The organism is Shewanella sairae (genome assembly GCF_023283535.1).
Classification (GTDB): domain Bacteria; phylum Pseudomonadota; class Gammaproteobacteria; order Enterobacterales; family Shewanellaceae; genus Shewanella; species Shewanella sairae.
On record NZ_JAKILT010000001.1, the window covers coordinates 168,997 to 194,866 of the forward strand.

The following is a 25,870-nucleotide window of genomic DNA, read 5'->3' on the forward strand; positions in this document are numbered from 1 at the left end:
ATTAACGGCCTCCCTTAACATTGCTGTTAACGTCGTTATGGTTAGCTGATTGCGCAAAACCTTTGGCGCCAAGTTTTTTCGGGAAGCTAAAAGACAAATGAGTTAATGACATGAGTATTGATGCTAACAAGGCTAAAGCAAGAGGCCAATAAAACAGCTCCGCCTGTGGACGATAGCTGATTTGATCTCGGGTAACGGGCTCCAAGGTATCAATAACTTGATAGATCTGTTCTAGCTCTTCGGTATTTCGCGCTCTAAAGTATTGACCGCCCGTTGTTCTGGCGATGTGTTGCAATTGATTTTCATCCAAGTCCATTGATGGGTTGACTCGCTCTTTACCAAATAAGGTCCTGCGCTCCATAACATCAGCGCCAACGCCAATAGTGTATATGGTGATCCCTCTTTTTTTAGCTATCTCTGTGGCTTGCTCAGGCGATATTGCGCCCGCATTATTTGAGCCGTCAGTGAGTAGAATAAGTACGCGGTTACTTTGCTCTACTTGATCAAAACGCTTTACCCCCAAAGCGATAGCTTCGCCGATAGCCGTTTGCTTACCCACTAGGCCTATTTGCGCTTCTTTTAGATATTGAGCAACGGTTCTGCGATCTTGAGTGAGTGGTGATTGCAGGTAAGCGTGATCAGCAAACAAGATCAAGCCGATACGATCGCCTTTTCTGCGTTCAATAAAGTCACTAATGACGTGTTGAATAAGCGTAAAACGATCTACGTTTCTGCCATTTAAGACCATGTCTTCGATTTGCATACTGCCGGACAAATCAACAGATAGCATCAAGTCTCGGCCTTTGCTAGGCAGCTCTATCGGCTCGCCAACCCAAAGTGGTCGGGCGCAGGCTAAAACAAGTAAGCACCAAACAATCCAATATCGCTTAGTTGTCTTGCGGCTATTTTCGATTGCAAGCGCTTGATTCGGCATGCTTACACCGGGTAATAGTAAGTGGCCACCTAATGGCTTCACTTGCTGTTTTTTTCTAAAAATAAGTGGTAATGGCAGTAACAACAGCAAAAATGGCCAGGCAAGAGTTAACATTTACTTACCTCTCGATTTGCATCTTGGTCATGATTTGGCTTTAGTGGTAGCGCCTGCTTTAGCCAGTTTTGAGCACATGACTTGAGTCGTTGTTTATCTGCTTCAGTTAATTGCTGCGGTTGAAAACGGGCTGCTAGCAATTGAGCGAGTTCATCTTGAGGCTTAGTCACTTGAGCACTTAACCATTGACCCCATTTATCACCGCTGAGTTTGGCTATATCCGTTCTGCTGGTGTAACTCATCGCAGCCCGCTTTAGTAAGCTGCTGACTTCGACAACAAAGTGTTCACTGCTAGGGCTCATTGCGGCAAGTTCATTTAGCGCTGCTTTTTTAGGGGCTAGGCGTTGCTGACGTTTTCTAAACCAAACAAATAACAGAGCTACACACACGATAAGGAGGGTAAGTGTAAGCCAATAACCATAGGCAAAAGGCCATGTACCGACTTCTGTCGGTGTTTGAATATCCTGCAGGCTTGCTAGGGCAGGGTTAACGGAATTGCTCATCTATCGCAGTGCCTCTAGCTGTTGATTCAAGCGAATACCAGAATCAATCATTCGAGTTTGTACATTGAGTTTTTGCATCATTTCGATAAAACTATTTTGCAGTTGGTGTTGGCTGATAAGCCATTTCTCATAGCTATGTCTATCAAGGAGTTGCTCTTTGCCGCCTTCTTTTACCGGTAGCTGAAAATGCTTAGGTAGCGTTAACTTGCCTTGGCGTAATGGATCCGTAACTAAGAATGCACCTATATCACAGTGGCGTTTTAGGTCTGATAGTGTCGCTAAACAGCTTGAATTAAGATGACTACCATCAGAGATAATCCAAATTAATGAGCCGGGCTTTGCCAGTCTGCGCAAACGTTGACAAGCCTTTACCATATGTTGTGGTTCTGGTGGTTGCTCAATACTTTGCAATTGGTTTTGGTGCAACTTCTTAATGGCTGCAATGACTTGCAAAATTCCCTGTTGGCGACTTCTAGGTTTAAGTTCAATATGCTCTTGCTCTGTAGCAATGAGTGCACCTAAACGATCGCCATGCATGATAGCGCTCCAACCTAAAGTGGTGGCTAAGTGCGCCGCTTGTACGGATTGCAGCATTAAACTTGAGCCAAAATAAAGGCTACTGCTAAGGTCGAGTAGAATGAGCACTGGTCGCTCTCGCTCTTCGACAAACAGCTTGGTATGGGCTTTGCCGGTTCTAGCCGTGACACGCCAATCTATGGTACGCACGTCGTCACCACTTTGGTAGTGGCGAACCTCAGCAAACTCCATACCTCTACCTTTAATTAAACTTGCACGGTGTCCTGCAAGGCTTGCTTTAGCCTTGGATCGCTTTTCAGGCAGCGCTTTAGCTAAACTTTGGCAAGCTAGAAGTTCTTTTTCTGTAATATGAATGCCATCGCTAAACAATGGCAGTGCTGTATTGACCATTAAGGAACCGCAACTTGTGAAAGAATATGGTTAATTACATCATCAGCGCTAACGCCGTCAGCTTGTGCTTGATAGCTTAATAGCAGACGGTGACGCAGCACGTTAGGGGCAACAGCTTGAATATCTTCAGGCGACACAAAGTCTCGTTCGTATAAATAAGCTCTTGCGCGAGCGCAGCGTTCTAGTGACAAGGTTGCACGAGGACTGACGCCATATTCAAGCCAGCTAGCAAGCTCTTGGCTGTATGCTTCTGGCTTACGTGTTGCCATGATAATGTCGACGATATACTTCTCTAGCGGCTCAGCTAAATAGATTTGTAATGCGTGCTCACGTGCAGCAAAAATGTCGTCTTGAATAATCGGCTCAACGTGTGGCGCAACGTGTTTTAATGCTTCGTTACGAGACATTCTCATGATCTCAAACTCAGTCTCTGCACTAGGATAATCAAGGTTTAAGTGCATTAAAAAACGATCGAGTTGAGCTTCAGGTAACGGGTAGGTGCCTTCGTTTTCAAGTGGGTTTTGCGTTGCCATGACTAAAAACAACTCTGGCAGCTGATAACTGTGCTTACCCACAGTAACTTGGCCTTCAGCCATCGCTTCTAATAAAGCTGATTGAACCTTGGCTGGTGCACGGTTTATTTCATCAGCCAAAATAAGGTTGTGAAAAATGGGACCCGCTTCGAATTCAAATGTCGCCGTTTGCGCGCGGTAAATATCAGTACCGGTTAAATCTGCCGGCAGTAAATCTGGGGTAAATTGAATACGGTGAAAATCTCCTTCAACGCCATCACATAGTGCCTTTACTGCACGAGTCTTAGCCAGACCTGGAGGTCCTTCCACTAATAAGTGTCCGTCGGCAATTAATGCAATTAGTAGATTTTCGGTAAGAACTGGCTGTCCAAGAATGACAGTATTAAGGTAATCGCGTAAAGCGTGAAATCGACTCAAGGGCATGATGCTACTCGGTTTATTTAAAGTTAGTAAGATATAGACCTGCAACATAGTAAAAAATTCAATACGGGTTTGGCTAGTGCCAATCGCTGTTAATTTGTGTTTTGCTATCGATAATTGGCGGAGTTAACCGCTGCAGATGCGATATTTAGGTCGCTATAGTGATTTTTGTAGACAACAAAAATGAAATTTATATCCATTAACCTTTGTTAATAAACAAGTTTGTTATATTTGCAGAACAAAAAAACAAACAAGTGTTTAAAACTTTTCACTTAGAAGTTAGAATCAGATCACACTTTATTGGTCAGACCTGTTCAAATGCAGTAAATAGGTTTCTCAAGGATAATAAAAGCTTACAACAGAGATTGTAGCCAGAATAAGAGGGCAGAAAATGAGTGATAGACAACAGGTGACAAATGCGCGAGGAGAGCGGATTGCGATAGTTTCGGGTTTACGTACCCCGTTCGCTAAACAAGCAACGGCTTTTCATGGTGTTTCAGCTTTAGACATGGGAAAAATGGTTGTTAATGAACTACTTTCTCGCTCAGAGCTAAACCCGAAAGAAATTGAGCAACTTGTTTATGGCCAGGTTGTGCAAATGCCAGCTGCGCCAAATATTGCCCGCGAAATCGTATTAGGCACAGGTATGAATGTCAGCACTGACGCCTACAGCGTAACACGCGCCTGCGCTACCAGTTTCCAGTCTACTGTTAACGTTGCTGAGTCAATCATGACAGGTAATATGGATATCGGTATTGCTGGTGGTGCCGATTCATCATCTGTACTGCCAATTGGTGTATCCACTAAGCTGGCTCACGCATTGGTTGACCTTAATAAAGCGCGTAGTTTCGGACAAAAGCTCGCTATTTTCCGTCGCCTTGGCTTAAAAGATCTATTACCTGTTCCGCCTGCTGTAGCTGAATATTCAACGGGGTTGTCTATGGGACAAACCGCTGAGCAGATGGCTAAAACCTATAATATTAGCCGCGCCGATCAAGATGCACTGGCACACCGTTCGCACTCATTGGCAACTGAAACTTGGAATGCTGGTAAGCTTGCTGAAGAAGTGATGACGGCACATGTACCGCCGTATAAGCGCTTTATCGACCGTGATAATAACATTCGTGAAGACTCAAAAATTGAGTCGTACGCAAAGCTTCGTCCAGCTTTTGACCGTAAACATGGCTCTGTGACTGCGGCAAACAGTACGCCGTTAACTGATGGTGCTTCTGCCGTGCTATTAATGAGCGAGGGCCGTGCTAAAGCACTTGGCTACACGCCTTTAGGCTACATAAAAAGTTACGCTTTTACCGCAATTGATGTATGGCAAGATATGTTAATGGGACCATCTTATGCTACACCACTGGCGCTTAAACGCGCAGGTATGGAGCTTGAAGACCTGACACTCATTGAGATGCACGAAGCATTTGCGGCACAGACATTAGCGAATATGCAAATGTTTGCTTCTAAGAAGTTTGCCCAAGAGAAATTAGGTCGCAGTCGCGCCATTGGCGAAATCGATATGGGTAAATTCAATGTATTGGGCGGATCATTAGCATATGGTCATCCCTTTGCTGCGACAGGAACACGCTTATTGACTCAGGTGTGCCATGAGCTCAAGCGCCGTGGCGGTGGTACAGGTCTCGCAACTGCTTGTGCGGCGGGTGGTTTAGGTGCGGCAATGATTGTTGAGGTGGAGTAATCACATGGAAAAGACATTTAATTTATCACGTCGTGAAGACGGTATCGCGGTACTGACCATGGATGTGCCGGGTGAAACCATGAACACGCTGCGCAGCGAGTTTGGTCCTGAGATCAGTGAAGTGCTTGCTGAGATTAAAGCCGATAACAGTATTAAAGGTTTAGTCTTAATTTCTGGTAAGAAAGACTCTTTCGTTGCTGGGGCTGATATTTCAATGCTTGACGCATGCGAAACGGCCGAAGATGCCAAGCTCCTGTCACAGCAAGGTCATGTTGTATTTAACGAGCTGGAAAATCTTACCATTCCGGTAGTAGCAGCGATTAATGGTGCTTGCCTAGGTGGCGGTTTAGAGTTGGCGTTAGCTTGTCATCAGCGTGTGTGTTCATTGCATCCTAAAACCATGATGGGCGTTCCAGAGGTCCAGCTCGGTTTACTGCCTGGTGGCGGTGGCACCCAACGTTTACCGCGTTTAGTCGGCGTAACAACGGCACTTGATATGATGCTAACGGGTAAGCAACTTCGCCCAAAGCAAGCGCTCAAAATGGGTTTAGTTGATGATGCTGTACCTGAGACCATTTTGTTACGTACAGCTGTAGAAATGGCACTAGCTGGAAAACGCCCAACTAAGAAAAAGAAACAGTCTTTAATTAATCAAGTGCTAGAAGGAACAAGTGCTGGTCGCAACATCATTTTTGATCAAGCCGCCAAACAGGTTGCTAAAAAGACCCAAGGTAATTATCCCGCGCCAAATAAGATAATTGATTGTGTTAGGCAGGGCATGACTAAAGGCATGATTAAAGGCCTTGAGGTTGAGGCAAGCCACTTTGCCGAATTGGTCATGTCGAAAGAATCTGAAGCTCTGCGTAGTATTTTCTTTGCTACTACCGAAATGAAAAAAGAGACTGGCGCAGGCGATGTAGAGCCTGAGCAAGTTAATAAAGTCATGGTGTTAGGTGGTGGACTAATGGGTGGCGGTATTGCATCGGTTACTACCACAAAAGCTAAAATTCCGGCTCGGGTAAAAGACATTAGTGAAACAGGTCTAAGTAACGCATTAGCCTATGCATACAAATTGCTGGATAAAGGCGTTAAGCGTCGTCATATGACGCCAGCAGTTCGCGATAACCTGATGGCATTAATGACAACAACGACTGAATACAAAGGCATTAAAGATGCCGACATTGTTGTTGAGGCTGTGTTTGAAGACTTAGCGCTTAAGCATCAAATGGTTAAAGATGTAGAGCGTGAGTGTAGCGAGCATACGATTTTCGCTTCTAACACTTCTTCATTGCCGATTGGCCAAATTGCTGAGGCGGCAACTCGACCTGAAAACGTGATCGGTTTGCACTACTTTTCGCCTGTTGAAAAAATGCCTTTAGTTGAAGTCATTGCCCATGAGAAAACTTCTGCCAAGACTATTGCTACGACAGTCGCGTTTGCTAAAAAACAAGGTAAGACGCCGATTGTTGTACAAGATGGTGCGGGTTTCTATGTTAATCGTATTCTAGCGCTTTACATGAATGAAGCAGCTCAGCTATTGCTAGAAGGGCAAAGCGTTGAACATCTTGATAAAGCTTTAGTTAAGTTTGGCTTCCCTGTTGGCCCTATGACTTTACTTGATGAAGTTGGGATTGACGTTGGTGCTAAGATCTCGCCGATTCTAGAGAAAGAGCTAGGAGATCGCTTTAAAGCTCCAGAGGCATTCGATAAGTTACTTGCTGATGATAGAAAAGGGCGTAAGAACGGTAAAGGATTTTACCTTTACGGTGGTAAGAAAAAAGCCAAGCAGGTTGATGAGAGCGTTTATAGCGTTTTAGGTTTGAAGCCAGGGGTTGATACCGAAGCTTCTGAGGTTGCGCAGCGCTGTGTAGTACAGATGCTAAATGAAGCGGTGCGTTGCTTAGAAGAAAACATTATCGCTAACCCTCGTGATGGCGATATAGGGGCGATATTTGGTATTGGCTTCCCACCATTCTTAGGTGGACCTTTCCATTATATTGACTCACTTGGCGCGGCCAATTTAGTTAAAATCCTAGAGAATTATCAAGCACGTTACGGTAATCGATTTGAACCTGCAGTAAGGCTTAAACTGATGGCCGAAGAAGGAAGTCGTTTTTTTGGTTAATACCAAGTTGAGCTAGGACTACGGAATAAACAGCTTGTCTATTTAATAAAAAGCCTATCAAATTGATAGGCTTTTTTGTGTTTAGAGCAACAACATCGGCTAGCCAATGAAGATATTAAGTAATAAACCGCCACTAAATAGGGCGCTAAATATCATGGTTAACTTGGCTGTGCGGCCTAGCAGTGGATTGAGCGCTGCACCTTTCACTTCATTAAAGTCACGGCTTAAAGTTCTTGCCATGATAAAGGCAAGCCCCGCTAGTAATACCGGGATACCAGGCAATGCGCCCATAAAGAAGCCGGCGATAATGATGGCAAAGGGTAAGAACACAAAGCTTTGGTAGAAAATACGAGATTGCTCAAGTCCCATACGTACAGCCAGTGTCTTCTTACCCGCCTTTATATCTGTTTCCATATCGCGAGTGTTATTAACGAGCATAATCGCGGCATTCAAAAAGCCGATTGCACTACCTAGTAACCACGCGCTCGTTGATGTTTCGCCAGCTTGCAAAAAGTAACTGCCGACAACGGCGACTAAGCCAAAAAACACAAATGCAGCAACTTCACCTAAGCCATGAGAAGCGAGTGGATAAGGACCGCCGCTATAGCCAAGCGCACCGAGTATTGCCGCTGCCGCTAAAAAGGCAATTACAATACCGCCGTGATAGATCAAGAACGAGCCCACTATTAACGCCAGTACTAAGCACAAAATCATCGCATTACGCACAGCGTTAGGGCTTAACATGCCACTTTGTGTGACTCGAACCGGACCAAGGCGTTCTTCAGTATCGACACCACTTTTAAAGTCAAAGTAGTCATTTGCGAGGTTCACCGCTATTTGCAGCAAGAGTGCGCAAAGCATTGAAGTGACAGCAATGAACCAGCTGAACTGTTCAAGCTGCAGTGCTAGTACATTACCGACCAGCAGGGGACCAATCGCCGCAGGCAAGGTGCGAGGACGTATGGCAAGTATCCAAGGATTCATGGTTTATATTTACTTACAGAGGTTTACGCCAAAGAAGGATGGCATAAAGATAAAAAGAATTGCTTATAGCATAGCAAATTTAACAACTTCTAAAAAGTGGATTTTATTGCTGAAAAAGCGCTCAACTTAACAAATCGTTAAGTCTTAATTATTTTTCATTATTCGGCTTTAATAACTTTGACCTAGCGCACATCGGTAGGCAGGAGTGTATGCAATATTACATATCTAAAGTCGAACGTGATGATTTAATTAAGCAATTTGCTTTAGACGGGCAAGCTGCGTCTTATGCAGCTTACGACTCCATTAAGGGTAAACAGTTTTGTTTAGAGGTCGAAGCTATGCGTTTTGAGGGACAAGTCGCAATAGTTACTGGCGCAGCATCGGGTTTAGGAAGAGCCTATGCCATCGCTTTAGCTGAGCGAGGAGCAAGAGTTGTTTTAGTTGACAATGAAATAGCTCAAACAAAGGATGTTAGCTTCAAACTGTCGTTAGATTTAGAACCTGATTCAGGTTTGAAAACATGCTGTGATGCGATAAACGCCATTGGTGGTGAGTGCCAGTCTTTTAGCATAGATGTGACCAGTACTGATGATATTGCCGCCATGATCGAATGTATCATGCAGAGTTGGGGGCGTGTCGATATCCTGATCAATAACGCCGGTGTGCATCAGCCTTGCGCCTTTGAGCAGATGACTGAATCAAGTTGGAAGCATCACCTTGATGTTGACTTGAATGGTACTTTTTACATGACGCAAGCGGTTTGGGCGATCATGAAGCGCCAAAATTATGGTCGCGTCGTTATGAGCAGTGCTAGTTCGGTTTACGGCGACATGTATGAAACCAGTATGAGTGCAAGTAAAATGGCGGTCATGGGCCTGGTTAATAGTTTACACCTTGAAGGCGCTGATCATGGGATCACCGTTAACAGTATTATTCCCCATGCCGTAACATCGATGACGGCGAACCATTTAGCATCGGCTGTTAGGCCACTCTTTTCTAAAACCACCGTTATAGCAACAGTACTTTATCTCTGTAGTTCAAAGAGTCCTTCTGGCCAACATTTATCCGCTGCTGCGGGGGGAATAAGTCATGCTGCACTGGTTGAGTTCTCTCCTAGTCGGTTTAAAGCTGAAGATTGCACGCCGGAAGTGATAACAGAACGCTGGCCAGATATTTATCAAGCAAGACCCTATACCGCACACAATAGTGGTGAAGCTCAAGTGCTGGCTTGGGCAAAAGCTTCAGCAAATCAGCGGCATATACAGATAAAATAACGTTACTAATGTGTATTAATGCTTTGATGGGAAACTGCTTAGTTGTTAGCTCATATAGGGTTTATAGAAAGACAAGCGTAGGCTAAAAGCTGGCGAGTGGAAGGGGTCTTGAGTTAAGCTTAGGGCAAATATGTCGAGCGTTAGGTTGTAATGAGCCAAGTATTAGATGATTTATTAGCGTTACTTTCTTTAGAGCAGATTGAAGAGGGGCTTTTTCGTGGTCAAAGCCAAGATCTTGGTTTTGGACATGTGTTTGGTGGCCAAGTGATGGGCCAAGCCCTGAGCGCTGCTAAGCAAACAGTGAGTCCTGATCGTAAAGTCCATTCATTGCATTCTTATTTTTTACGTGCCGGTGATGAAAAACTGCCGATTGTTTATGATGTTGAAATCATGCGTGACGGCGGTAGTTTTAGTGCTCGTAGGGTTAAAGCTATTCAAAAAGGTCGACCTATTTTTTACATGACCTGTTCGTTCCAAATAGCTGAGGAAGGTTACGAACATCAAGCGGTAATGCCTGATGTACCTGGACCCGAGGGCCTGCTGAATCAACAGGAACTTGCGATGACACTAAGAGATAAAGTGCCATCGAGAGTACTTGAAAAGTTTATGGCTGATACGCCGATTGAAATGCGGTTGGTAAACCCAAGCGATCCTATCGCGCCTAGACCTAGTGAGCCAATAAGGCACGTGTGGATCCGTGCAAACGGCAAAGTACCTGAAAATTTATGTGTGCATGACTATTTGCTAGCTTATGCATCAGACTTTAACTTTTTGGTGACTGCTGCTCAGCCGCATGGGGTGTCATTTTTAACGCCGGGTATGCGTATGGCAACGATCGACCATGCTATGTGGTTCCACCGTCCGTTCGATTTTAGCCAGTGGCTGCTCTATAGCATTGAAAGCCCGAATGCCAGCGGTGGTCGAGGGTTTGTTAAAGGGCACTTTTTTAATCAACAAGGTGAATTGGTTGCATCGGCAACACAAGAAGGCCTTATTCGGATGACTAAGAAAGATTAATCTCTCTTAGTTATATTGCTGAAATAGGATAGATATAAATGATTTCATTGATGAAAAAAAGCATAGTGCTACTATGTCTGCTGGTATTAACCGCTTGCGTGACTGTTGAGGAAAAGCCACCTATTGTTGTAAATGGCGCTGCCGGTTACTTAGAAAGGCTAGCCTTACCTCAAGGTAGTGCTATTACTATTGCGATTATCGACTTAGATACCCCCGGGGTGATCGTAGCGCAAAAGAGTTTTGATATTGTTAGAGCGCCGGTACCGTTTAAGTTCTTATTACCAGCGGATACCATTGATAGCAGTATCAATTATGGCGTAGTGGCGATGATTCAATATAATGGTAAGGTGATTTTTCAAACCTACGATCGCTTCCCTGTGATTAGTAATAACAAGTACACCACCGAAGTATTGATGAAAGCGGTTCCCGCGCCATAAATCATCGATAATAATAGAAGGAGCTTAGGCTCCTTTTTTATTGCCTTAAGGAAGCTTGTTATTAACGTGGATACATATAATTTAAATGAGCTGAACTGCCAATTACAGATAACTAAGTGGTTGCTTGAAGATGATTATCGGTTACAGGCGCTGTTGACTGCTGAGTCACTCAAACTTAACGATTGGATGCTCGCCGCTGGTTTCGTTCGAAACTTAGTTTGGGACAAGTTACATTGCGTACAAACAAGGTTAAATGATATTGATCTTATCTATTTTGATGCAAAAGAGCTTTCGGTAGAGAAAGATAAAAGCATTGAGGCTGAACTTAGGCGCATCGCACCTATGTATCCTTGGTCTGTTAAAAATCAAGCCAGAATGCATCTGCGTAATCACCATCAAGCTTATACCTCGTGTATTGATGCCATGAGTTATTGGCCTGAAAAACAAACTGCGGTCGGAGTGAGTTGTCAGCCAATGGCTTTTTCAGATTCAATACAGCAGATATCATTGAGGTTACACACTCCATTTAATTTAACATGCTTGTTTGATCTGTCGTTGCAATACAATCCTAAAGCGCCTCTAGAAGTTTTCCTGCACCGAGTGAAAAATAAGCGGTGGTTGCAAAGCTACCCTAAGCTGCGAGATAATATCCTGTGGTGAACTTTTGAGCACGCCCACGGTGTGCAGGGCAACAGAGCATGAGAGCAAGTGACAATTAAGGCACTTTATTGCTCCATAAGCTCAAGCTATCAAAGGTTCTAAATTTACTCCTGCAGTTAATGGTGGCTTAATCGATGGACTCTTATTTGGATGCGATTGAAGAGATTAAAGAATTAGCTGATGCGGAGGAGATCCATCGGGTTGACGATGTGTCGATATATCTGGAGCGCTTTACTGAGCTAGATTTGATTGCTACCGGAATTTACGCCGAAGTGTATGAAGTGCCAGGAGAGCCTGACAAAGTTGTTAAGGTATGTAGTAGTAAAATTGATGGCTATTATCTGTTTGCTCGCTGGTGTATGCGCCCAGAAAACCAAGACAACCCACATGTCCCTACTATTCATCGTGAAGATACCATAGAGCTAAGTAGTGGCAGGGTCGTGCGTTTTTATGTGATCGAGCGGCTTGATGACATTAGCGATGACGGCACAGAGCCAACGCGTCCAAGCCATTTCCATGACGATGACTTTGGCAAGTTATGGGGCACATTACGTACCATGACGTTGCCGTTTGCCGACCCCAATAAGCCTTTTAATGATCAAGTGCAATCAGCCGATGAATTTGTTGAGCAGATCCAAGAGCCACGACCGCACTTCTATATGAGCTCAAACGAGCGTAAACCTGTAGTTATTGATGATGAAGTGATTGATGATCATGCAGCTTTGCTTAAAACCTTATTCGATGTATTGAGTTTTATCGATGACCACGGTGTGATGGATCTGCACGGCGGTAACTATATGCTCCGCGGTGATACTATCGTTATTACCGATCCCATCTCGCACAAATACGCTAAAGAAGCACCATTAAACTTACCTAATTAGGCTCTGCTAATTCAATTGGTGGATCTGATTATTTAATAGCTACCGAAAGGCAATTTTACTTAAGTGCCTGCATTACTTGAATAATGTTTAAAGTTCTTTTCTAGTCATAAATGTTAGTATGGATTTTTTGATGAAAGGAATCACCAATGAAAACAAAATTATTATCGAAAGCGAGCGACTATTTTATAGGGGCATTTATGATGTCTTTAGGTCTAGTTTACAACTTGGTAGAGCAAGATATTTTTGGGAGCGTTGCTTTTTCAATATCGTTACTGATATTCGTCGTGGTTGCATTGGTTAAGCTGCGTAAAACAAGCCTTTAAAGACCGTTTGTTGAATAGTTGATAATTAAATATAGCTGAGCAAAACCGGAGAATTTAAGTTTGTTAAGTGCGATTGCATTTATTGCTTTGATCGTTTGTTATTTTAGTTTTGAAAGAAGCGATACACCAGTCCGTGAAGCGATTCTGGCTATGCTGCTTTATAGCGGATACCTTATTGTGTATTTATTGGTCCCACCTTTTGCAAATGGTACTTCTACCCATATGGGTCAACTTTATGGCTTAGTGCCTATTGTTTCACTTGCTGCGATTTTATTCCCTTACTTTAATCATAAATCACCCGAAATCGTTACCAGAGTGCTTGGCTGGTTTGGCTTGACCATAGTTGCGTTTATATTATTGTGTTTTAAGCTTTTTGTTTGGTAATAAGCACTTTAACGTGACGAAAGTTTGACAATTTAAAGCAGTCATTTAGCTGAAAAAATTCGCTGTAAATATGACCAGTTAGTAAACCGAGTGCTAAGTTTTTATTTTGCGTTCGACATACCTAGAAGGAGTCGATTTTGGAACCACTAACATTTATAACTGTATCTATTGCGAGCTACCTTTTATTAGGTGGTGTGATTACGTTTATTGGTTATAGACAATTAACGCTTAATAAACCTAAGTAAATCTTGCTTGACCGATTAAAGTGCAACAATAACGGATTTGTTATGCTTTACCGTCCGGCGTATATCCTTTCTCCAAAGTGTATCCACTGCTAACTTCAATTTCTAAACTCATCTTCAATTCCCTCAGCAGACTTATGACCTTTGCAACTCAATAGCTGTTAATTATTTGTGAGCATAGTACATAGGCTTGGTGGGCGATTAAATGATCAAAGTGTACTTTGCTCACTAAAACTAAAGCTACAACATCGATATATGTTTAGATTGTGTGATCTGGATCGGTAAAATATATATCTAAATGAGTAGCTGTTATGGTATTTGATTTTGATCAATTTTTTAATGGGGTAGATCTGTCAGGATGCTCGCAAATGTAAGGATATTGATAAAGAACGCGGTGTATCGTGTTGTAAATTATGGAGTATTATAATGAGAAAAAGTATCGTTTCAAGTCTAGTTGCTACAGCGCTTTTAACTACAGGCTTCACATCTTCAGTACTTGCTCATCAAGCTGGTGATATTATCGTTCGTGTTGGTGCGGTAGTGGTTGCACCAAATGAATCTAGCCCAGTTGTTGCTGATGTCGCTGAGTTTAGTGTTGATGATAATACGCAGGTAGGTCTAAACTTTGGTTATATGATTACTGATAATGTCGGTATTGAGTTATTAGCAGCAACACCATTTAGTCACGATGTTTCACTAGGTTCATTAGGTAAGATTGCTGAAACTAAGCACTTACCACCAACGCTAGTTGCTCAGTATTACTTTGGCGATGCAAACTCAAAACTACGTCCATACATTGGTGCCGGTGTTAACTTCACTAATTTTTACGACAATGAATTTACCAACGATTTAGATGGTGCATTAACCGATTTGAGCATGTCTAATTCTTGGGGCTTGGCAGCGCAAGCGGGTATTGATTATCAGCTTAATGATAGCTGGCTAATTAATGCATCGGTTTGGTATGCGCAAATCAGCACTGATGTTAAGTTTAACTTAGGTGATGCACCTCAGAAGGTTGAAACCGATATCGACCCATGGGTTTATATGGTAAGCGTTGGTTACACTTTCTAATTTACGCTTTGGACATAACCCCACCCATAGAAAAGGAGCCGAAAGGCTCCTTTTTAACGTTTAAAGCAGACAAATCTTTATGATTTAGAGTCTTTTTTAGCGGCGCGTTCGGCCTTCTTCTGCTCTTTGGTTTTCCAATAGCGAGTATTGTAAACAAACTCAGGCAGAGCTTTAGTTAGCCAAGCGACTAGGCGCCAGCGTTTGGTTACATATGCTTTACGCTTACCGGCTTTCATTGCTTTAATCACTTGCTGAGCAACGACCGTAGGTGGCGACAACCATAAACGGTTCTGTTGCATTGCAGCTTTATCAAGCATACCGAGTTGAATATCGGTAATGGTAATAGGCAGCTTTAAGCGCTGCGCATGCATGCTTAAACCTTCAAGGTAATTTTGCGCAAAGGCTTTAGAGGCATGATAGGCGACACTTGGTCCGCCGCGCAGGCCTGCAATAGAGTTAATGGCAGCTAATTGGCCGTAACCTTGATCTCTAAATAACCTAAAGGCTGTATTGCATATGGCTGAAAAGCCCTGCACATTAACCGTAATGATATCTTGCTCTGGTTGCCATGGCAGTTCAGGATCGTAATGGGTTAAACCTGTATTCACTAATACAAGATGCGCGCCACCTAATGTTTGCCAAACGGCATTTAGGCTGGCAATCACAGCTTGAGGCTCATCAATTTGCAATGGAAAAACTTGCACCTTAGTGGGCAATGATTGACTAAACTCGATAAGAGATTGTGGATCTTGTGCTAACAGGGCCAGTTCAACGCCTTCATCTGCAAGTTGTTTTGCAATTTCACGGCTAAGTAATGAGCTAGCGCCCACAATTATTGCAGTTGCTTGTGTCATATGGGTATTCGACTTCGAATAGGTAACTTATCATAGAAAGATAAGTGTATTAGAACAAGATTAATTGTCTGTTGCTGTGACGCGGATAGTGAGAATGCATTTTACTACTTATGCTTTGGCCTGCAGATAAGCTTGTTTTAGCGAGGTTTATATCAACAAGCAAGTCGCTGTTGTAGGTCAATGTTAGTAGTATTAATTATTTGATAGTTAACTAATATAAAATTCAAGTTCAGACATATAGACTTCTAGAAGTCTTAATGTATTATTAGGAGCATAGAAATGAAACAGTGGTTTAAGCCTTTATTACCGTTAGCGGTAGCAGCAAGTGTGTTGACGGGCTGTGCAACATCCAATGCCGTGGTGGAGATCCATGGCGAGGTTTGGTACAAGGAGCGCATGATGCTACCTGAAGATGCAGTGATTACAGTGCAAGTTCAGGATGTCTCATTGGCCGACGCACCCGCTGAAGTGATTGCTGAATTTGAACGTAATGATGTGAGTACGCCTGTACCGTTTCAGTTTTTAATCAATAGAGATCAATTTGAAGATGGCCATACCTACAACATAGGTGCGCGCATTACCCATAATGATCAATTGATGTTTATTAATACTCAAGCTTACCGAATTGACTTGGACTCAGTAGAGCCTATGTCAGTTTTAGTGCAGAAAGTTGCGCGTTAACTTAGTCGTAAATTGCTAATATCGGCGCGCTTCTTTTTGGTTGGTCACTCAAATTAGAAAAGAGGCGCGATATGCCGGTTAAAATTCCTGACAATCTTCCTGCGGCCGAAATCTTAGAGTCTGAAAACATCTTTGTGATGTCAGAAACTCGAGCTGCAAATCAAGATATTCGTCCTATGAAGGTGTTAATACTCAATTTAATGCCCAATAAGATTGAAACCGAAACCCAACTATTGCGTCTTTTAGGTAATACCTCTCTGCAGGTTGACGTCGATCTACTGCGTATTCACGATAAAGAATCGAAGCATGTGTCTATTGATCATATGAATAACTTTTATCGTGACTTTGAGCAGGTTCGGCAGAAAAATTACGATGGTTTGATTATTACTGGTGCACCTCTTGGTCAAGTCGAGTTTGACGATGTGTCTTATTGGGACCATATTCGCGAGATTATAGACTGGTCGCAGCAGCATGTGACCTCGGTGCTTTTTCTATGTTGGGCAGCCCATGCCGCTTTGTATCATCTTTATGGCTTGAACCGTAAACTCCTGAGTACTAAACGTTCCGGTGTTTTTGCACATAAGCGCACAACAGAGCACTACCCCTTGTTACGTGGGTTTGATGATGAGTTTTACGCGCCGCATTCTCGTTTTGCCGAGATGGACGTTGAGTTATTGCGAGCTCATCCTGAGTTGCAAGTATTAACCGAGTCAGACACCGCTGGCGCCTATATGGTGCTGAGTAAAAGTAATCGTAATTTGTTTGTGATGGGACACCCTGAGTATCAAAAGTCGACCTTAAAAGATGAATATTTACGGGATTTAGCTCAAGGGCTTAACCCTGATATACCGCAAAACTACTTTACGGATAATGATCCTGATAAAGCCCCAATTGCCCGCTGGCATAGCCACGGTAGTTTGCTGGTCAGTAATTGGCTTAACTATTATGTTTATCAGTTAACGCCGTATAACCTTGATGACATGAGCGGTATTACGCCGTGGGAGTCGTAAAGGCTTTTGTAAATACAACGCCGTAGTTTAACCAAGCTGCGGCGTTTTTATATTCAATGAACCTTTAGCCACATTTGTTTGTTACAACAGCATTATCACTTAATCTAAATGTTCTTCAGTAGTCAGTTCGACTCAGTCTCACACATTTTCTGCTTAACTCTCTGTATTAACTATTTAAAAATGTTACTTATCGTTTAGTTAGGCGATATTTATCTCTTTAAAAGTATTGTGCTGAACAGCTCATCAGGCAGTGCAAACTATGCAGAAGCCTCTCTTCGCTAAGTGTAAATTCTATGTGACATCTGCGCCTTATACTTTGGTAGATCTTTGCACAATTAACTATTGCTTTACGTTCGCGTAAACGTCACAGTGTTAAATATTGAGCAAGATCACACTTTATATTAGCTAGGTAATAACCTCAGAATCGTGACTAAATGAAGCCGCTAAACCCTACAAATAGTGCAGCTTCGGATGAATTCTAATCAAGGTTAACTAGCATATTCACGGAGTAATTATGAGTTCAGTTGAGTCAAACCAAGATATTGTTATTGTTGCAGCAAAGCGCACCCCAATGGGCGGATTCCAGGGCGCGTTATCAACAGTGGCTTCACCAAAGCTTGCTGCAACCGCTATTAAGGGCTTAGTAGCGCAAAGCGGTTTAGCAGGCGAGCAGGTTGACGAAGTATTAATGGGCTGTGTTTTACCTGCAGGCCTTGGTCAAGCGCCGGCGCGCCAAGCTACATTAGGCGCTGAACTGCCATTATCGGTTGGCGCAACCACAGTCAATAAAGTCTGTGGTTCAGGCATGAAGACAGTGATGCTAGCCCATGATTTAATTAAAGCGGGTAGTGCCAATGTGGTTGTTGCTGGTGGTATGGAAAGCATGAGCCAAGCACCTTACTTACTTGATAAAGCCCGCGGTGGCATGCGTATGGGGCACGGTAAAGTGCTCGATCATATGTTTCTCGATGGTTTAGAAGACGCCTATACCGGCGGCGCAATGGGTACATTTGCGCAAAATACCGCAGATGACTTTAAGCTTACTCGTGAGCAGATGGACAGCTTTGCATTAAGCTCACTTGAAAAAGCCAATAATGCCATCAACAGCGGCGCCTTTAGCAACGAAATTACTCCGGTCACCGTGGCTAATCGTCGTGGTGATGTTGTGGTTGATACCGATGAGCAGCCGGGTAACGCGCGCCCGGATAAAATCCCAACATTGCGTCCAGCCTTTGCTAAAGACGGCACCATTACTGCCGCCAACTCCAGCTCAATTTCAGATGGTGCTGCCGCATTAATGCTAATGACTCGTGGTCAGGCTAACGATTTAGGCATTGAAGTACTCGCAACCATTAAAGGTCACACCACACACGCGCAAGAGCCATCAATGTTTACCACAGCGCCAGTCGGTGCCATGAATAAACTGCTCGATAAAGTGAACTGGACCAAAGAAGACGTTGACTTGTATGAGATCAACGAAGCCTTTGCCATGGTCACCATGCTGGCGATTTCAGAACTTGGACTCGATGCCAATAAAGTCAATGTTAACGGCGGTGCCTGTGCCCTGGGTCATCCAATTGGTTGCTCTGGTGCGCGTCTATTAGTGACGTTGATTTATGCCCTAAAAGCTCGCGGCCTTAAGCGCGGTGTCGCGTCACTTTGTATTGGCGGGGGTGAAGCCACTGCAATGGCAATTGAGCTTTAACCACCCAGCTAACTAACGGTAATCGTTAAAGACAGTAATAGTAATCAACAAGACCGGATCTGCATCAAGCCGAGGCAGTTATAGCCACATAAAAATCAGGCCAAGCAGGTCCATCATTTTGCAAACGCCATCAACTGGCCTTGCCGAAATAGGAAGCGATATGACAACTCAAGTGAAGCATTACATCAATGGCGAATGGATATTGGGCCAAGGCGACAAGCAAATAGCCGTGACCAACCCAGCGAACAACGAAACCATTGCTGTTGTAAATGCCGCGAACGATGCCGAAGTACTCAGTGCAATCGACAGCGCTAAAACCGCGTTTCAGAGCTGGAAAGAAGTACCCGTTTCAGAACGTGCTCGTGTAATGCTTAAATACCAGCATCTCTTAAAAGAGCATCATGATGAAATTGCCACGATTTTAGCGCAAGAAACCGGTAAGACATTTGATGATGCTAAAGGCGATGTTTGGCGCGGAATCGAAGTCGCTGAGCACGCTTGTAATATCGCATCTATGATGATGGGCGAAACCGTAGAAAACGTGGCTCGTTCAATCGACACCTACAGCTACACTCAACCACTTGGCGTTTGTGCTGGTATTACTCCGTTTAACTTTCCAGCGATGATCCCACTGTGGATGTTCCCGTTAGCGATTGCTTGCGGTAACACATTCGTTCTTAAGCCATCAGAGCAAGATCCAATGACGCCGCAGCGTTTAATTGAATTGTTCGAACAAGCGGGCGCGCCAAAAGGTGTGGTGCAGCTGGTTCATGGCGATAAAACTGCTGTCGATATCCTATTAACTCACCCCGATATCAAAGCCATTTCATTTGTCGGTTCGGTGAATGTTGGTCAGTACATTTACAAAACCGGCACCGATAACTTAAAGCGTGTGCAAGCTTTTGCGGGCGCTAAAAATCACTGCGTAATTATGCCAGACGCTAATAAACAGCAAGTGATTAATAATCTGGTTGGCGCATCAGTAGGCGCTGCGGGTCAACGCTGTATGGCACTTTCTGTTGCGGTATTTGTTGGCGCGGCTAAAGAGTGGATCCCTGAGCTAAAAGAAGCTATTGCCAAAGTTAAACCGGGTCTTTGGGACGATAAAGACGCCGCTTATGGTCCGGTGATTAGCCCTGCAGCTAAACAGCGGGTTGTGAGCTTGATTGCTCAAGGTAAGGCTGAGGGCGCAGATTGCTTACTTGATGGTACTGATTTTACTGTTGAGGGTTACGAGTCAGGTAACTGGGTTGGCCCAACCATGTTCGATAAAGTCACAACCGATATGAGCATTTATAAAGAAGAGATTTTTGGTCCAGTGCTGTGCTGCATGAATGCTGAAACCCTAGAAGAAGCGATTGCGATAGTCAACGACAGCCCATACGGTAATGGTACTTCTATCTTTACCGCAAGTGGCGCAGCTGCGCGTAAATATCAACACGAAATTGAAGTGGGTCAAGTGGGCATTAACGTGCCAATTCCTGTGCCGTTACCTTTCTTCTCGTTCACTGGTTGGAAAGGTAGTTTCTATGGCGACCAGCATGCTTATGGTAAGCAAGCTGTGCGTTTCTATACTGAGACTAAAACCATCACCGCACGTTGGTTTGAGTCGGATATTGCCGTTGCCTCAGCGCCGAATATGACAATCGATCTTAAGTAATCGTTACTGCCATCCAAAACGAATTTTGGTTAAGTGCTCGCTTTTTGGCGTTAGCACTTAATCAAAACGTAGGGTATTAGCGCGCTAAACAAATACAAAAGTTAGACGATTAATAACGAATAGAGGTCAGCAGCATTAGCTAAAGCTGTGCGAGCAAAAGACCCAAGCCTTAACACCTTACAAGCGGTTGTAATGGGCACTAGACAGTACAACAGGAGCACCCAGATGGATTTTAACCTCAATGAAGATCAACGCCAGTTTGCCGATTTAGCTCAGCAGTTTGCCACAGAGGAGCTTGCTCCCTTTGCGGCGAAGTGGGATGAAGAACACCACTTCCCAAAAGATGTGATCCATAAAGCCGGCGAGTTAGGTTTTTGCTCGCTGTACTCGCCAGAATCAGAAGGGGGCATGGGGCTGTCTCGCCTAGATTCGTCGATTATTTTTGAGCAGCTATCTATGGGCTGTACGGCAACAACTGCCATGTTAACTATCCACAATATGGCGACATGGATGATAACCAGTTTTGGCTCTGAAACGCTGCGCCAAGAGTGGTCTGAATCACTAACCACAGGTGAAAAACTCGCTTCTTATTGCTTAACTGAACCCGGTGCTGGTAGCGACGCGGCATCTCTGCAAACAAAAGCTGTGCGTGAAGGCGATGAATATGTGATTTCAGGCTCTAAAGTGTTTATCTCAGGTGCAGGTGCCACAGAAATGTTAGTGGTGATGTGCCGCACCGGTGAAGCAGGGCCAAAAGGTATTTCAGCGATTGCAGTACCTGCTGACACACTGGGTATTACCTACGGTAAAGCGGAAGATAAAATGGGCTGGAACGCCCAGCCAACCCGTGAAGTTACCTTTGAAAATGTGCGCGTACCGGTAGCTTATTTACTCGGTGAAGAAGGACAAGGTTTTACTTTTGCCATGAAGGGATTAGATGGTGGTCGCATTAATATCGCCACCTGCTCGATTGGTACCGCACAAGCGGCACTTGAGCGCGCCACGCAATATATGAACGAGCGCAAGCAGTTTGGTAAACCGTTAGCAGCATTCCAAGCACTGCAATTTAAGCTCGCCGATATGGCAACAGAGCTGGTTGCTGCGCGCCAATTAGTGCGTTTAGCCGCGTTCAAGCTAGATCAGCAAGATCCAGAGGCTACCGCTTATTGCGCCATGGCAAAACGCTTCGCCACCGATATTGGTTTTCAAGTGTGTGACGCTGCGCTGCAAATTCATGGTGGCTATGGCTATATTCGTGAATACCCATTAGAACGCCATGTACGTGATGTACGTGTGCATCAGATTTTAGAAGGAACTAACGAAATCATGCGCTTAATTATTTCGCGCCGTTTGTTAGATGAAAACGCCGCTGCGATTTTATAGGCCGATTTTAGTCAGCATTCAAATGATTTCAGTTTTGTATAGGGAGTTACCATGTCAAACCAACAACAGTCTTTATTAATCGAGCGCATCGTGGGGCATACCGCGGTGATCAGCATGAACAATCCGCCGGCGAATACTTGGACGGCGCAGAGCCTACAAGAGTTAAAACATAAGGTATTAGCACTTAACGAAAACAAAGATGTTTACGCGTTAGTGATTACTGGCGAAGGGCAAAAGTTCTTCTCAGCAGGCGCTGATTTAAAATTGTTTGCTGACGGCGACAAGCAAAATGCCGCCGAGATGGCGCGCTATTTTGGCGAAGCGTTTGAAAGCTTAAGTGCATTCCGTGGTGTGTCAATTGCGGCAATTAATGGCTATGCCATGGGGGGCGGCTTAGAGGTCGCGTTAGCATGTGACCTACGTATTTGTGAAGAACAAGCGCAGCTGGCACTGCCAGAAGCAACAGTGGGGTTATTGCCATGCGCTGGTGGTACACAAAACCTTACCGCGCTGGTAGGCGAAGGTTGGGCTAAGCGGATGATTTTATGTGGTGAGCGTATTACCGCCGCTAAAGCCGAGCAAATTGGTTTAGTAGAAGAAGTGGTAGAGCAGGGGAATGCTTTTAATGCGGCAATGGGGCTTGCTGAAAAGGTCGCGAATCAAAGTCCAAGCAGCGTAAAAGCTTGTAAAACATTAGTGCAAGCAGGTCGCACTATGCCAAGAGCCGATGCCTTGCCATTAGAGCGCCAATTGTTTGTTGAACTGTTTGATACCGAAGATCAAGCCGAAGGGGTTAACGCCTTTTTGAATAAGCGTAAAGCGAATTGGAAAAACGGTTAAGGGGCTCAGGATGCAATCAGCTAGCGAGCAAGTGTTATTTAGCACCTTAACAACGGACTCCGGCAAGCAAGTCGGGGTAGCCACTTTAAATATAGAAAAAGCGCTTAATGCGTTAAACCTCAATATGGTACAGGCATTAACTACGCAGTTAACCGCCTGGCAAGCCGATACCAATATTGCCGCAGTTGTGCTTGACGGTGCGGGAGAAAAAGCTTTTTGCGCTGGCGGCGATGTGCGAGCGATTTATCAAGCATCGATAACTACGCCCGGTGAAGTGACCGAAGCGGCAACGGAGTTTTTCAGCCAAGAGTATCAGTTAGATTATCTGCTGCATCGTTTTGGTAAGCCGGTCATTGTGTGGGGCGATGGCATTGTCATGGGCGGCGGTTTAGGCCTAATGATAGGCGCAAGTCATCGCATCGTGACTGAGCGTTCACGCATCGCAATGCCTGAAGTGACTATCGGTTTATACCCAGATGTTGGTGGCAGTTATTTCTTAAACCGTATGCCGGGTAAAAGTGGCCTATTTTTAGGTATGACAGCCTATAACATGAGTGGAGCCGACGCGCTTTATGTGGGCATAGGTAATCACTATCTTAATAGCGATGATAAAGCCGCACTATTTGAGCAACTCACAATGCTGCCTTGGAGCGATAATTTCGATACTAATCATTTGGCATTAAATGATCTGCTCAGCACCATGGCAGAAGCTTGCCATACGGCGCCATCAAAGAGTGTACTTGAGCAAAACCAGTTATTGATTGATGAATTAATGACAGGCTCTCTAGACGACATTATCGCTAAGGTTAGTCAACTCGGTTCAAGCTCTGATTCAAGTGCTGATTCAAACACGATAGAGGCGAACCCTTGGTTAGAAAGAGCGGTAAAGACCATGCTAGCTGGGAGTCCAATAAGCTTGAACTTAGTGCATATCCAATCACAATTAAGTCAGGATTTGAGCTTAGCTGAATGTTTTAAGTTAGAGCTTGGTTTAAGTGTTAATTGCTGCGCGAAAGGTGACTTTAGCGAGGGCGTGCGTGCTTTACTGATTGATAAAGACCGTAATCCACAATGGCAGTTTAGCGACGTGGCATCAATTCCTGAAGGCTTTGCACTATCATTGCTTGAATCACCTTGGGACGAAGCTACGCATCCACTAAAGGACTTGCATTAATAGACCAGCTCTAACAGTGCAATTTGTTGGGCAGGTTTAGCTTAGCTTCAAAGTAAACGCTAACGGTGAGTGGTATTAGCCGTGACAGGGAATAAAACACTCACAAACGTGAGCGGGAGTGAAACATGAGTACAGTTGCATTTATTGGTTTAGGGAACATGGGCGGACCAATGGCGCTCAACCTGATTAAAGCAGGCTTTACCGTAAAGGTGTTTGATTTAGTGCCTGCAGCTATGCAAACACTTGCAGAGCAGGGCGCGTTGACCGCGACAAGTGCCTGCGGCGCAGCAGCGGGCGCAGATATAGTGGTGACTATGTTGCCTGCGGGTAAGCATGTACGCAGCCTGTATGTTACCGATGACACCAGCAAAGGTTTGATCGATGTGGTTGCGCCAGGTACGTTATTAATTGATTGCTCAACAATTGATGCCGATAGCGCACGATTTGTAGCACAGCATGCAGCAAACAAGGGCTTAGAGTTTATTGATGCGCCGGTTTCCGGCGGTACGGCAGGCGCAGCAGCGGGGACATTAACCTTTATTTGTGGCGGCAGCGATACCGCATTTGAGCAAGCGCAAGACGCATTAAATGCCATGGGCGGCAATATCTTCCATGCTGGTGGCCCCGGTGCTGGGCAAGTCGCTAAAATATGTAATAATATGCTGCTGTCGGTATTAATGGTTGCTACATCTGAGTCACTACAGATGGGTATCGATCACGGGCTCGATCCGAAAGTGCTGTCCGAAATTATGAAAGTCAGCAGTGGGGGCAATTGGACATTAGATAAATATAATCCGTGTCCAGATGTGATGGAGTCAGTGCCGTCATCAAATGATTATCAAGGTGGCTTTATGGTTGACTTGATGGTGAAAGATTTAGGTTTGTCGCAAGAGGCGGCGCTGCTATCTAATTCAAGTACGCCAATGGGCGCATTAGCACGCAGTCTTTATGTGAATCATGCTAAGCAGGGTAATGGTAAGCGTGATTTTTCGAGTATTTTTGAGCAGTTTGCTCAGTCAGAACAGATAAAAAAATAAAGGGTATTCCAATGGATTTAAAAGATAAGGTAGTTGTTATTACTGGTGGTGCAGGTGGACTAGGTTACGCCATGGCGGAAAATTTAGCGGCTGCAGGTGCCAAGCTAGCACTTATCGACATGGACCAAGAGAAGTTGGAAATAGCCTGTGCAAACATTGGTGCGACAGCGGAAGTACAAGGCTACGCCGTTGATATCACCGATGAGGAAGATGTATTTGCCACTTTCCAATTTATTAAAGAAGATTTTGGTCAAGTTAACGTACTGATTAATAACGCAGGTATTTTGCGTGATGGTTTGTTGCTGAAAGCGAAAGAAGGCCAAGTATTTGAGCGTATGTCGTTTGACCAATTCCAATCAGTGATTAACGTTAACCTTACAGGTTCATTCTTGTGTGGTCGTGAAGCCGCTGCTGCCATGATTGAAACCGGTCAAGAAGGGGTGATTATTAATATTTCGAGTCTTGCTAAAGCCGGTAATATGGGCCAGTCAAACTACGCCGCGTCAAAAGCGGGCGTAGCGGCAATGAGCGTGGGGTGGGCCAAAGAGCTTGCGCGTTACAACATTCGTAGCGCAGCTGTCGCACCGGGCGTAATTGAAACTGAAATGACAGCCGCGATGAAGCCTGAAGCGCTTGAGCGTTTAGAAAAAATGGTTCCAGTAGGACGTTTAGGTCAAGCCGGAGAGATTGCTTCTACGGTACGTTTCATTATCGAAAATGACTACGTAAACGGCCGCGTATTCGAGATCGACGGCGGTATTCGTCTGTAAATATACAGCTAGTGCAGACAATGGCGTCAATAGTGAGGATGTTTAGAACAAGCTGAAGAGGTTGTTTCTACAGTACGTTTCATTATCGAAAATGACGATATAACGGCGATGTAAACGGCCGCGTATTCGAGATTGACGGCGGTATTCGTCTGTAAATATACAGCTAGTGCAGACAATGGCGTCAATAGTGAGGATGTTTAGAACAAGCTGAAGAGGTTGTTTCTA

25 protein-coding genes are annotated in these 25,870 nt (G+C 44.3%); 19 read left to right on the plus strand and 6 right to left on the minus strand.

All coding sequences use genetic code 11. From position 1 onward, the window contains the following. Position 1: 1 nt before the first annotated feature. The 4 genes from L2748_RS00680 to L2748_RS00695 are packed head-to-tail and all read right to left on the minus strand — an operon-like array spanning position 2 to position 3,434. A complete protein-coding gene (locus tag L2748_RS00680; protein ID WP_220780605.1) occupies positions 2 to 1,048 on the minus strand; it encodes a vWA domain-containing protein in 1,047 nt (348 codons plus the stop codon). Next, the gene (locus L2748_RS00685) at positions 1,042 to 1,551 is read right to left on the minus strand and encodes a DUF4381 domain-containing protein (protein WP_220780606.1); all 510 of its coding nucleotides are present in this window, start codon (positions 1,549 to 1,551) and stop codon (positions 1,042 to 1,044) included. The genes L2748_RS00680 and L2748_RS00685 overlap by 7 nt, the downstream gene beginning before the upstream one ends. After that, on the minus strand, positions 1,552 to 2,478 hold the full coding sequence (locus L2748_RS00690) for a DUF58 domain-containing protein (RefSeq protein WP_220780607.1): 927 nt from the start codon (positions 2,476 to 2,478) through the stop codon (positions 1,552 to 1,554). It abuts the gene before it with no gap. Beyond that, positions 2,478 to 3,434, minus strand: coding sequence for an AAA family ATPase (locus tag L2748_RS00695; RefSeq protein ID WP_220780608.1), 957 nt, complete (start codon positions 3,432 to 3,434; stop codon positions 2,478 to 2,480). Before L2748_RS00695 ends, L2748_RS00690 begins: the two co-directional genes overlap by 1 nt. Before the next feature lie 388 nt (positions 3,435 to 3,822). On the opposite strand from L2748_RS00695, the gene fadI reads away from it, so the two are divergent. Both fadI and fadJ read left to right on the plus strand, forming a co-directional pair. Further along, a complete protein-coding gene (gene fadI, locus L2748_RS00700) occupies positions 3,823 to 5,133 on the plus strand; it encodes an acetyl-CoA C-acyltransferase FadI (protein WP_220780609.1) in 1,311 nt (436 codons plus the stop codon). A gap of 4 nt (positions 5,134 to 5,137) precedes the next feature. Then, positions 5,138 to 7,258 carry a fatty acid oxidation complex subunit alpha FadJ gene (fadJ, locus tag L2748_RS00705; RefSeq protein WP_220780610.1) on the plus strand — a complete coding sequence of 707 codons (2,121 nt, stop codon included), beginning with the start codon at positions 5,138 to 5,140 and terminating at the stop codon, positions 7,256 to 7,258. Positions 7,259 to 7,357: 99 nt separating this feature from the next. Here fadJ and L2748_RS00710 read toward each other — a convergent pair whose 3' ends face one another. Next, positions 7,358 to 8,242 (minus strand): 1,4-dihydroxy-2-naphthoate polyprenyltransferase, encoded by an 885-nt coding sequence (locus L2748_RS00710; protein WP_220780611.1) that lies wholly within the window; start codon positions 8,240 to 8,242, stop codon positions 7,358 to 7,360. A 209-nt stretch (positions 8,243 to 8,451) separates the two neighbouring features. Here L2748_RS00710 and L2748_RS00715 point away from each other — a divergent pair, with 209 nt between their 5' ends. The 8 genes from L2748_RS00715 (at position 8,452) to ompW (ending at position 14,531) form a co-directional block, all read left to right on the plus strand. Continuing rightward, positions 8,452 to 9,516 (plus strand): SDR family NAD(P)-dependent oxidoreductase, encoded by a 1,065-nt coding sequence (locus L2748_RS00715; RefSeq protein WP_308444241.1) that lies wholly within the window; start codon positions 8,452 to 8,454, stop codon positions 9,514 to 9,516. A 150-nt stretch (positions 9,517 to 9,666) separates the two neighbouring features. Next, the gene (gene tesB / locus L2748_RS00720) at positions 9,667 to 10,533 is read left to right on the plus strand and encodes an acyl-CoA thioesterase II (protein WP_220780612.1); all 867 of its coding nucleotides are present in this window, start codon (positions 9,667 to 9,669) and stop codon (positions 10,531 to 10,533) included. A 38-nt stretch (positions 10,534 to 10,571) separates the two neighbouring features. Further along, positions 10,572 to 10,970, plus strand: coding sequence for a YbaY family lipoprotein (locus L2748_RS00725; protein WP_220780613.1), 399 nt, complete (start codon positions 10,572 to 10,574; stop codon positions 10,968 to 10,970). Between the two features lie 66 nt (positions 10,971 to 11,036). Further along, entirely contained in the window at positions 11,037 to 11,630 is a 594-nt protein-coding gene (locus L2748_RS00730) for a nucleotidyltransferase family protein (RefSeq protein ID WP_220780614.1), read from the plus strand. Between the two features lie 134 nt (positions 11,631 to 11,764). Then, the gene (locus tag L2748_RS00735) at positions 11,765 to 12,511 is read left to right on the plus strand and encodes a hypothetical protein (protein ID WP_220780615.1); all 747 of its coding nucleotides are present in this window, start codon (positions 11,765 to 11,767) and stop codon (positions 12,509 to 12,511) included. A 146-nt stretch (positions 12,512 to 12,657) separates the two neighbouring features. Continuing rightward, positions 12,658 to 12,834 carry a hypothetical protein gene (locus L2748_RS00740; protein ID WP_220780616.1) on the plus strand — a complete coding sequence of 59 codons (177 nt, stop codon included), beginning with the start codon at positions 12,658 to 12,660 and terminating at the stop codon, positions 12,832 to 12,834. Positions 12,835 to 12,894: 60 nt separating this feature from the next. Then, the gene (locus L2748_RS00745; protein ID WP_220780617.1) at positions 12,895 to 13,218 is read left to right on the plus strand and encodes a hypothetical protein; all 324 of its coding nucleotides are present in this window, start codon (positions 12,895 to 12,897) and stop codon (positions 13,216 to 13,218) included. A 668-nt stretch (positions 13,219 to 13,886) separates the two neighbouring features. After that, positions 13,887 to 14,531, plus strand: a complete 645-nt coding sequence (gene ompW, locus L2748_RS00750; RefSeq protein WP_220780618.1) for an outer membrane protein OmpW — start codon at positions 13,887 to 13,889, stop codon at positions 14,529 to 14,531. A 77-nt stretch (positions 14,532 to 14,608) separates the two neighbouring features. Here the strand turns inward: ompW and L2748_RS00755 are convergent, their stop codons facing one another. After that, complete coding sequence (locus L2748_RS00755; RefSeq protein WP_220780619.1) at positions 14,609 to 15,385, minus strand: SDR family NAD(P)-dependent oxidoreductase; 777 nt, start codon at positions 15,383 to 15,385, stop codon at positions 14,609 to 14,611. 279 nt (positions 15,386 to 15,664) lie between these two features. On the opposite strand from L2748_RS00755, the gene L2748_RS00760 reads away from it, so the two are divergent. The 9 genes from L2748_RS00760 (at position 15,665) to L2748_RS00800 (ending at position 25,645) form a co-directional block, all read left to right on the plus strand. Beyond that, positions 15,665 to 16,066 (plus strand): YbaY family lipoprotein, encoded by a 402-nt coding sequence (locus tag L2748_RS00760; protein WP_220780620.1) that lies wholly within the window; start codon positions 15,665 to 15,667, stop codon positions 16,064 to 16,066. 71 nt (positions 16,067 to 16,137) lie between these two features. Continuing rightward, positions 16,138 to 17,076 carry a homoserine O-acetyltransferase MetA gene (metA, locus tag L2748_RS00765; protein WP_220780621.1) on the plus strand — a complete coding sequence of 313 codons (939 nt, stop codon included), beginning with the start codon at positions 16,138 to 16,140 and terminating at the stop codon, positions 17,074 to 17,076. 514 nt (positions 17,077 to 17,590) lie between these two features. Beyond that, a complete protein-coding gene (locus L2748_RS00770; protein WP_220780622.1) occupies positions 17,591 to 18,781 on the plus strand; it encodes an acetyl-CoA C-acyltransferase in 1,191 nt (396 codons plus the stop codon). Positions 18,782 to 18,941: 160 nt separating this feature from the next. Beyond that, positions 18,942 to 20,441 (plus strand): CoA-acylating methylmalonate-semialdehyde dehydrogenase, encoded by a 1,500-nt coding sequence (locus L2748_RS00775; RefSeq protein ID WP_220780623.1) that lies wholly within the window; start codon positions 18,942 to 18,944, stop codon positions 20,439 to 20,441. Between the two features lie 225 nt (positions 20,442 to 20,666). Continuing rightward, positions 20,667 to 21,824: an acyl-CoA dehydrogenase family protein gene (locus L2748_RS00780; RefSeq protein WP_220780624.1), complete on the plus strand. Its 1,158-nt coding sequence runs from the start codon at positions 20,667 to 20,669 to the stop codon at positions 21,822 to 21,824. A 51-nt stretch (positions 21,825 to 21,875) separates the two neighbouring features. Next, positions 21,876 to 22,664: an enoyl-CoA hydratase gene (locus L2748_RS00785; RefSeq protein WP_220780625.1), complete on the plus strand. Its 789-nt coding sequence runs from the start codon at positions 21,876 to 21,878 to the stop codon at positions 22,662 to 22,664. A gap of 10 nt (positions 22,665 to 22,674) precedes the next feature. After that, entirely contained in the window at positions 22,675 to 23,838 is a 1,164-nt protein-coding gene (locus tag L2748_RS00790; RefSeq protein WP_220780626.1) for an enoyl-CoA hydratase/isomerase family protein, read from the plus strand. Between the two features lie 125 nt (positions 23,839 to 23,963). Next, entirely contained in the window at positions 23,964 to 24,875 is a 912-nt protein-coding gene (gene mmsB, locus L2748_RS00795) for a 3-hydroxyisobutyrate dehydrogenase (protein WP_220780627.1), read from the plus strand. An 11-nt stretch (positions 24,876 to 24,886) separates the two neighbouring features. Continuing rightward, positions 24,887 to 25,645 carry an SDR family oxidoreductase gene (locus tag L2748_RS00800; protein WP_220780628.1) on the plus strand — a complete coding sequence of 253 codons (759 nt, stop codon included), beginning with the start codon at positions 24,887 to 24,889 and terminating at the stop codon, positions 25,643 to 25,645. Positions 25,646 to 25,870: the final 225 nt, after the last annotated feature.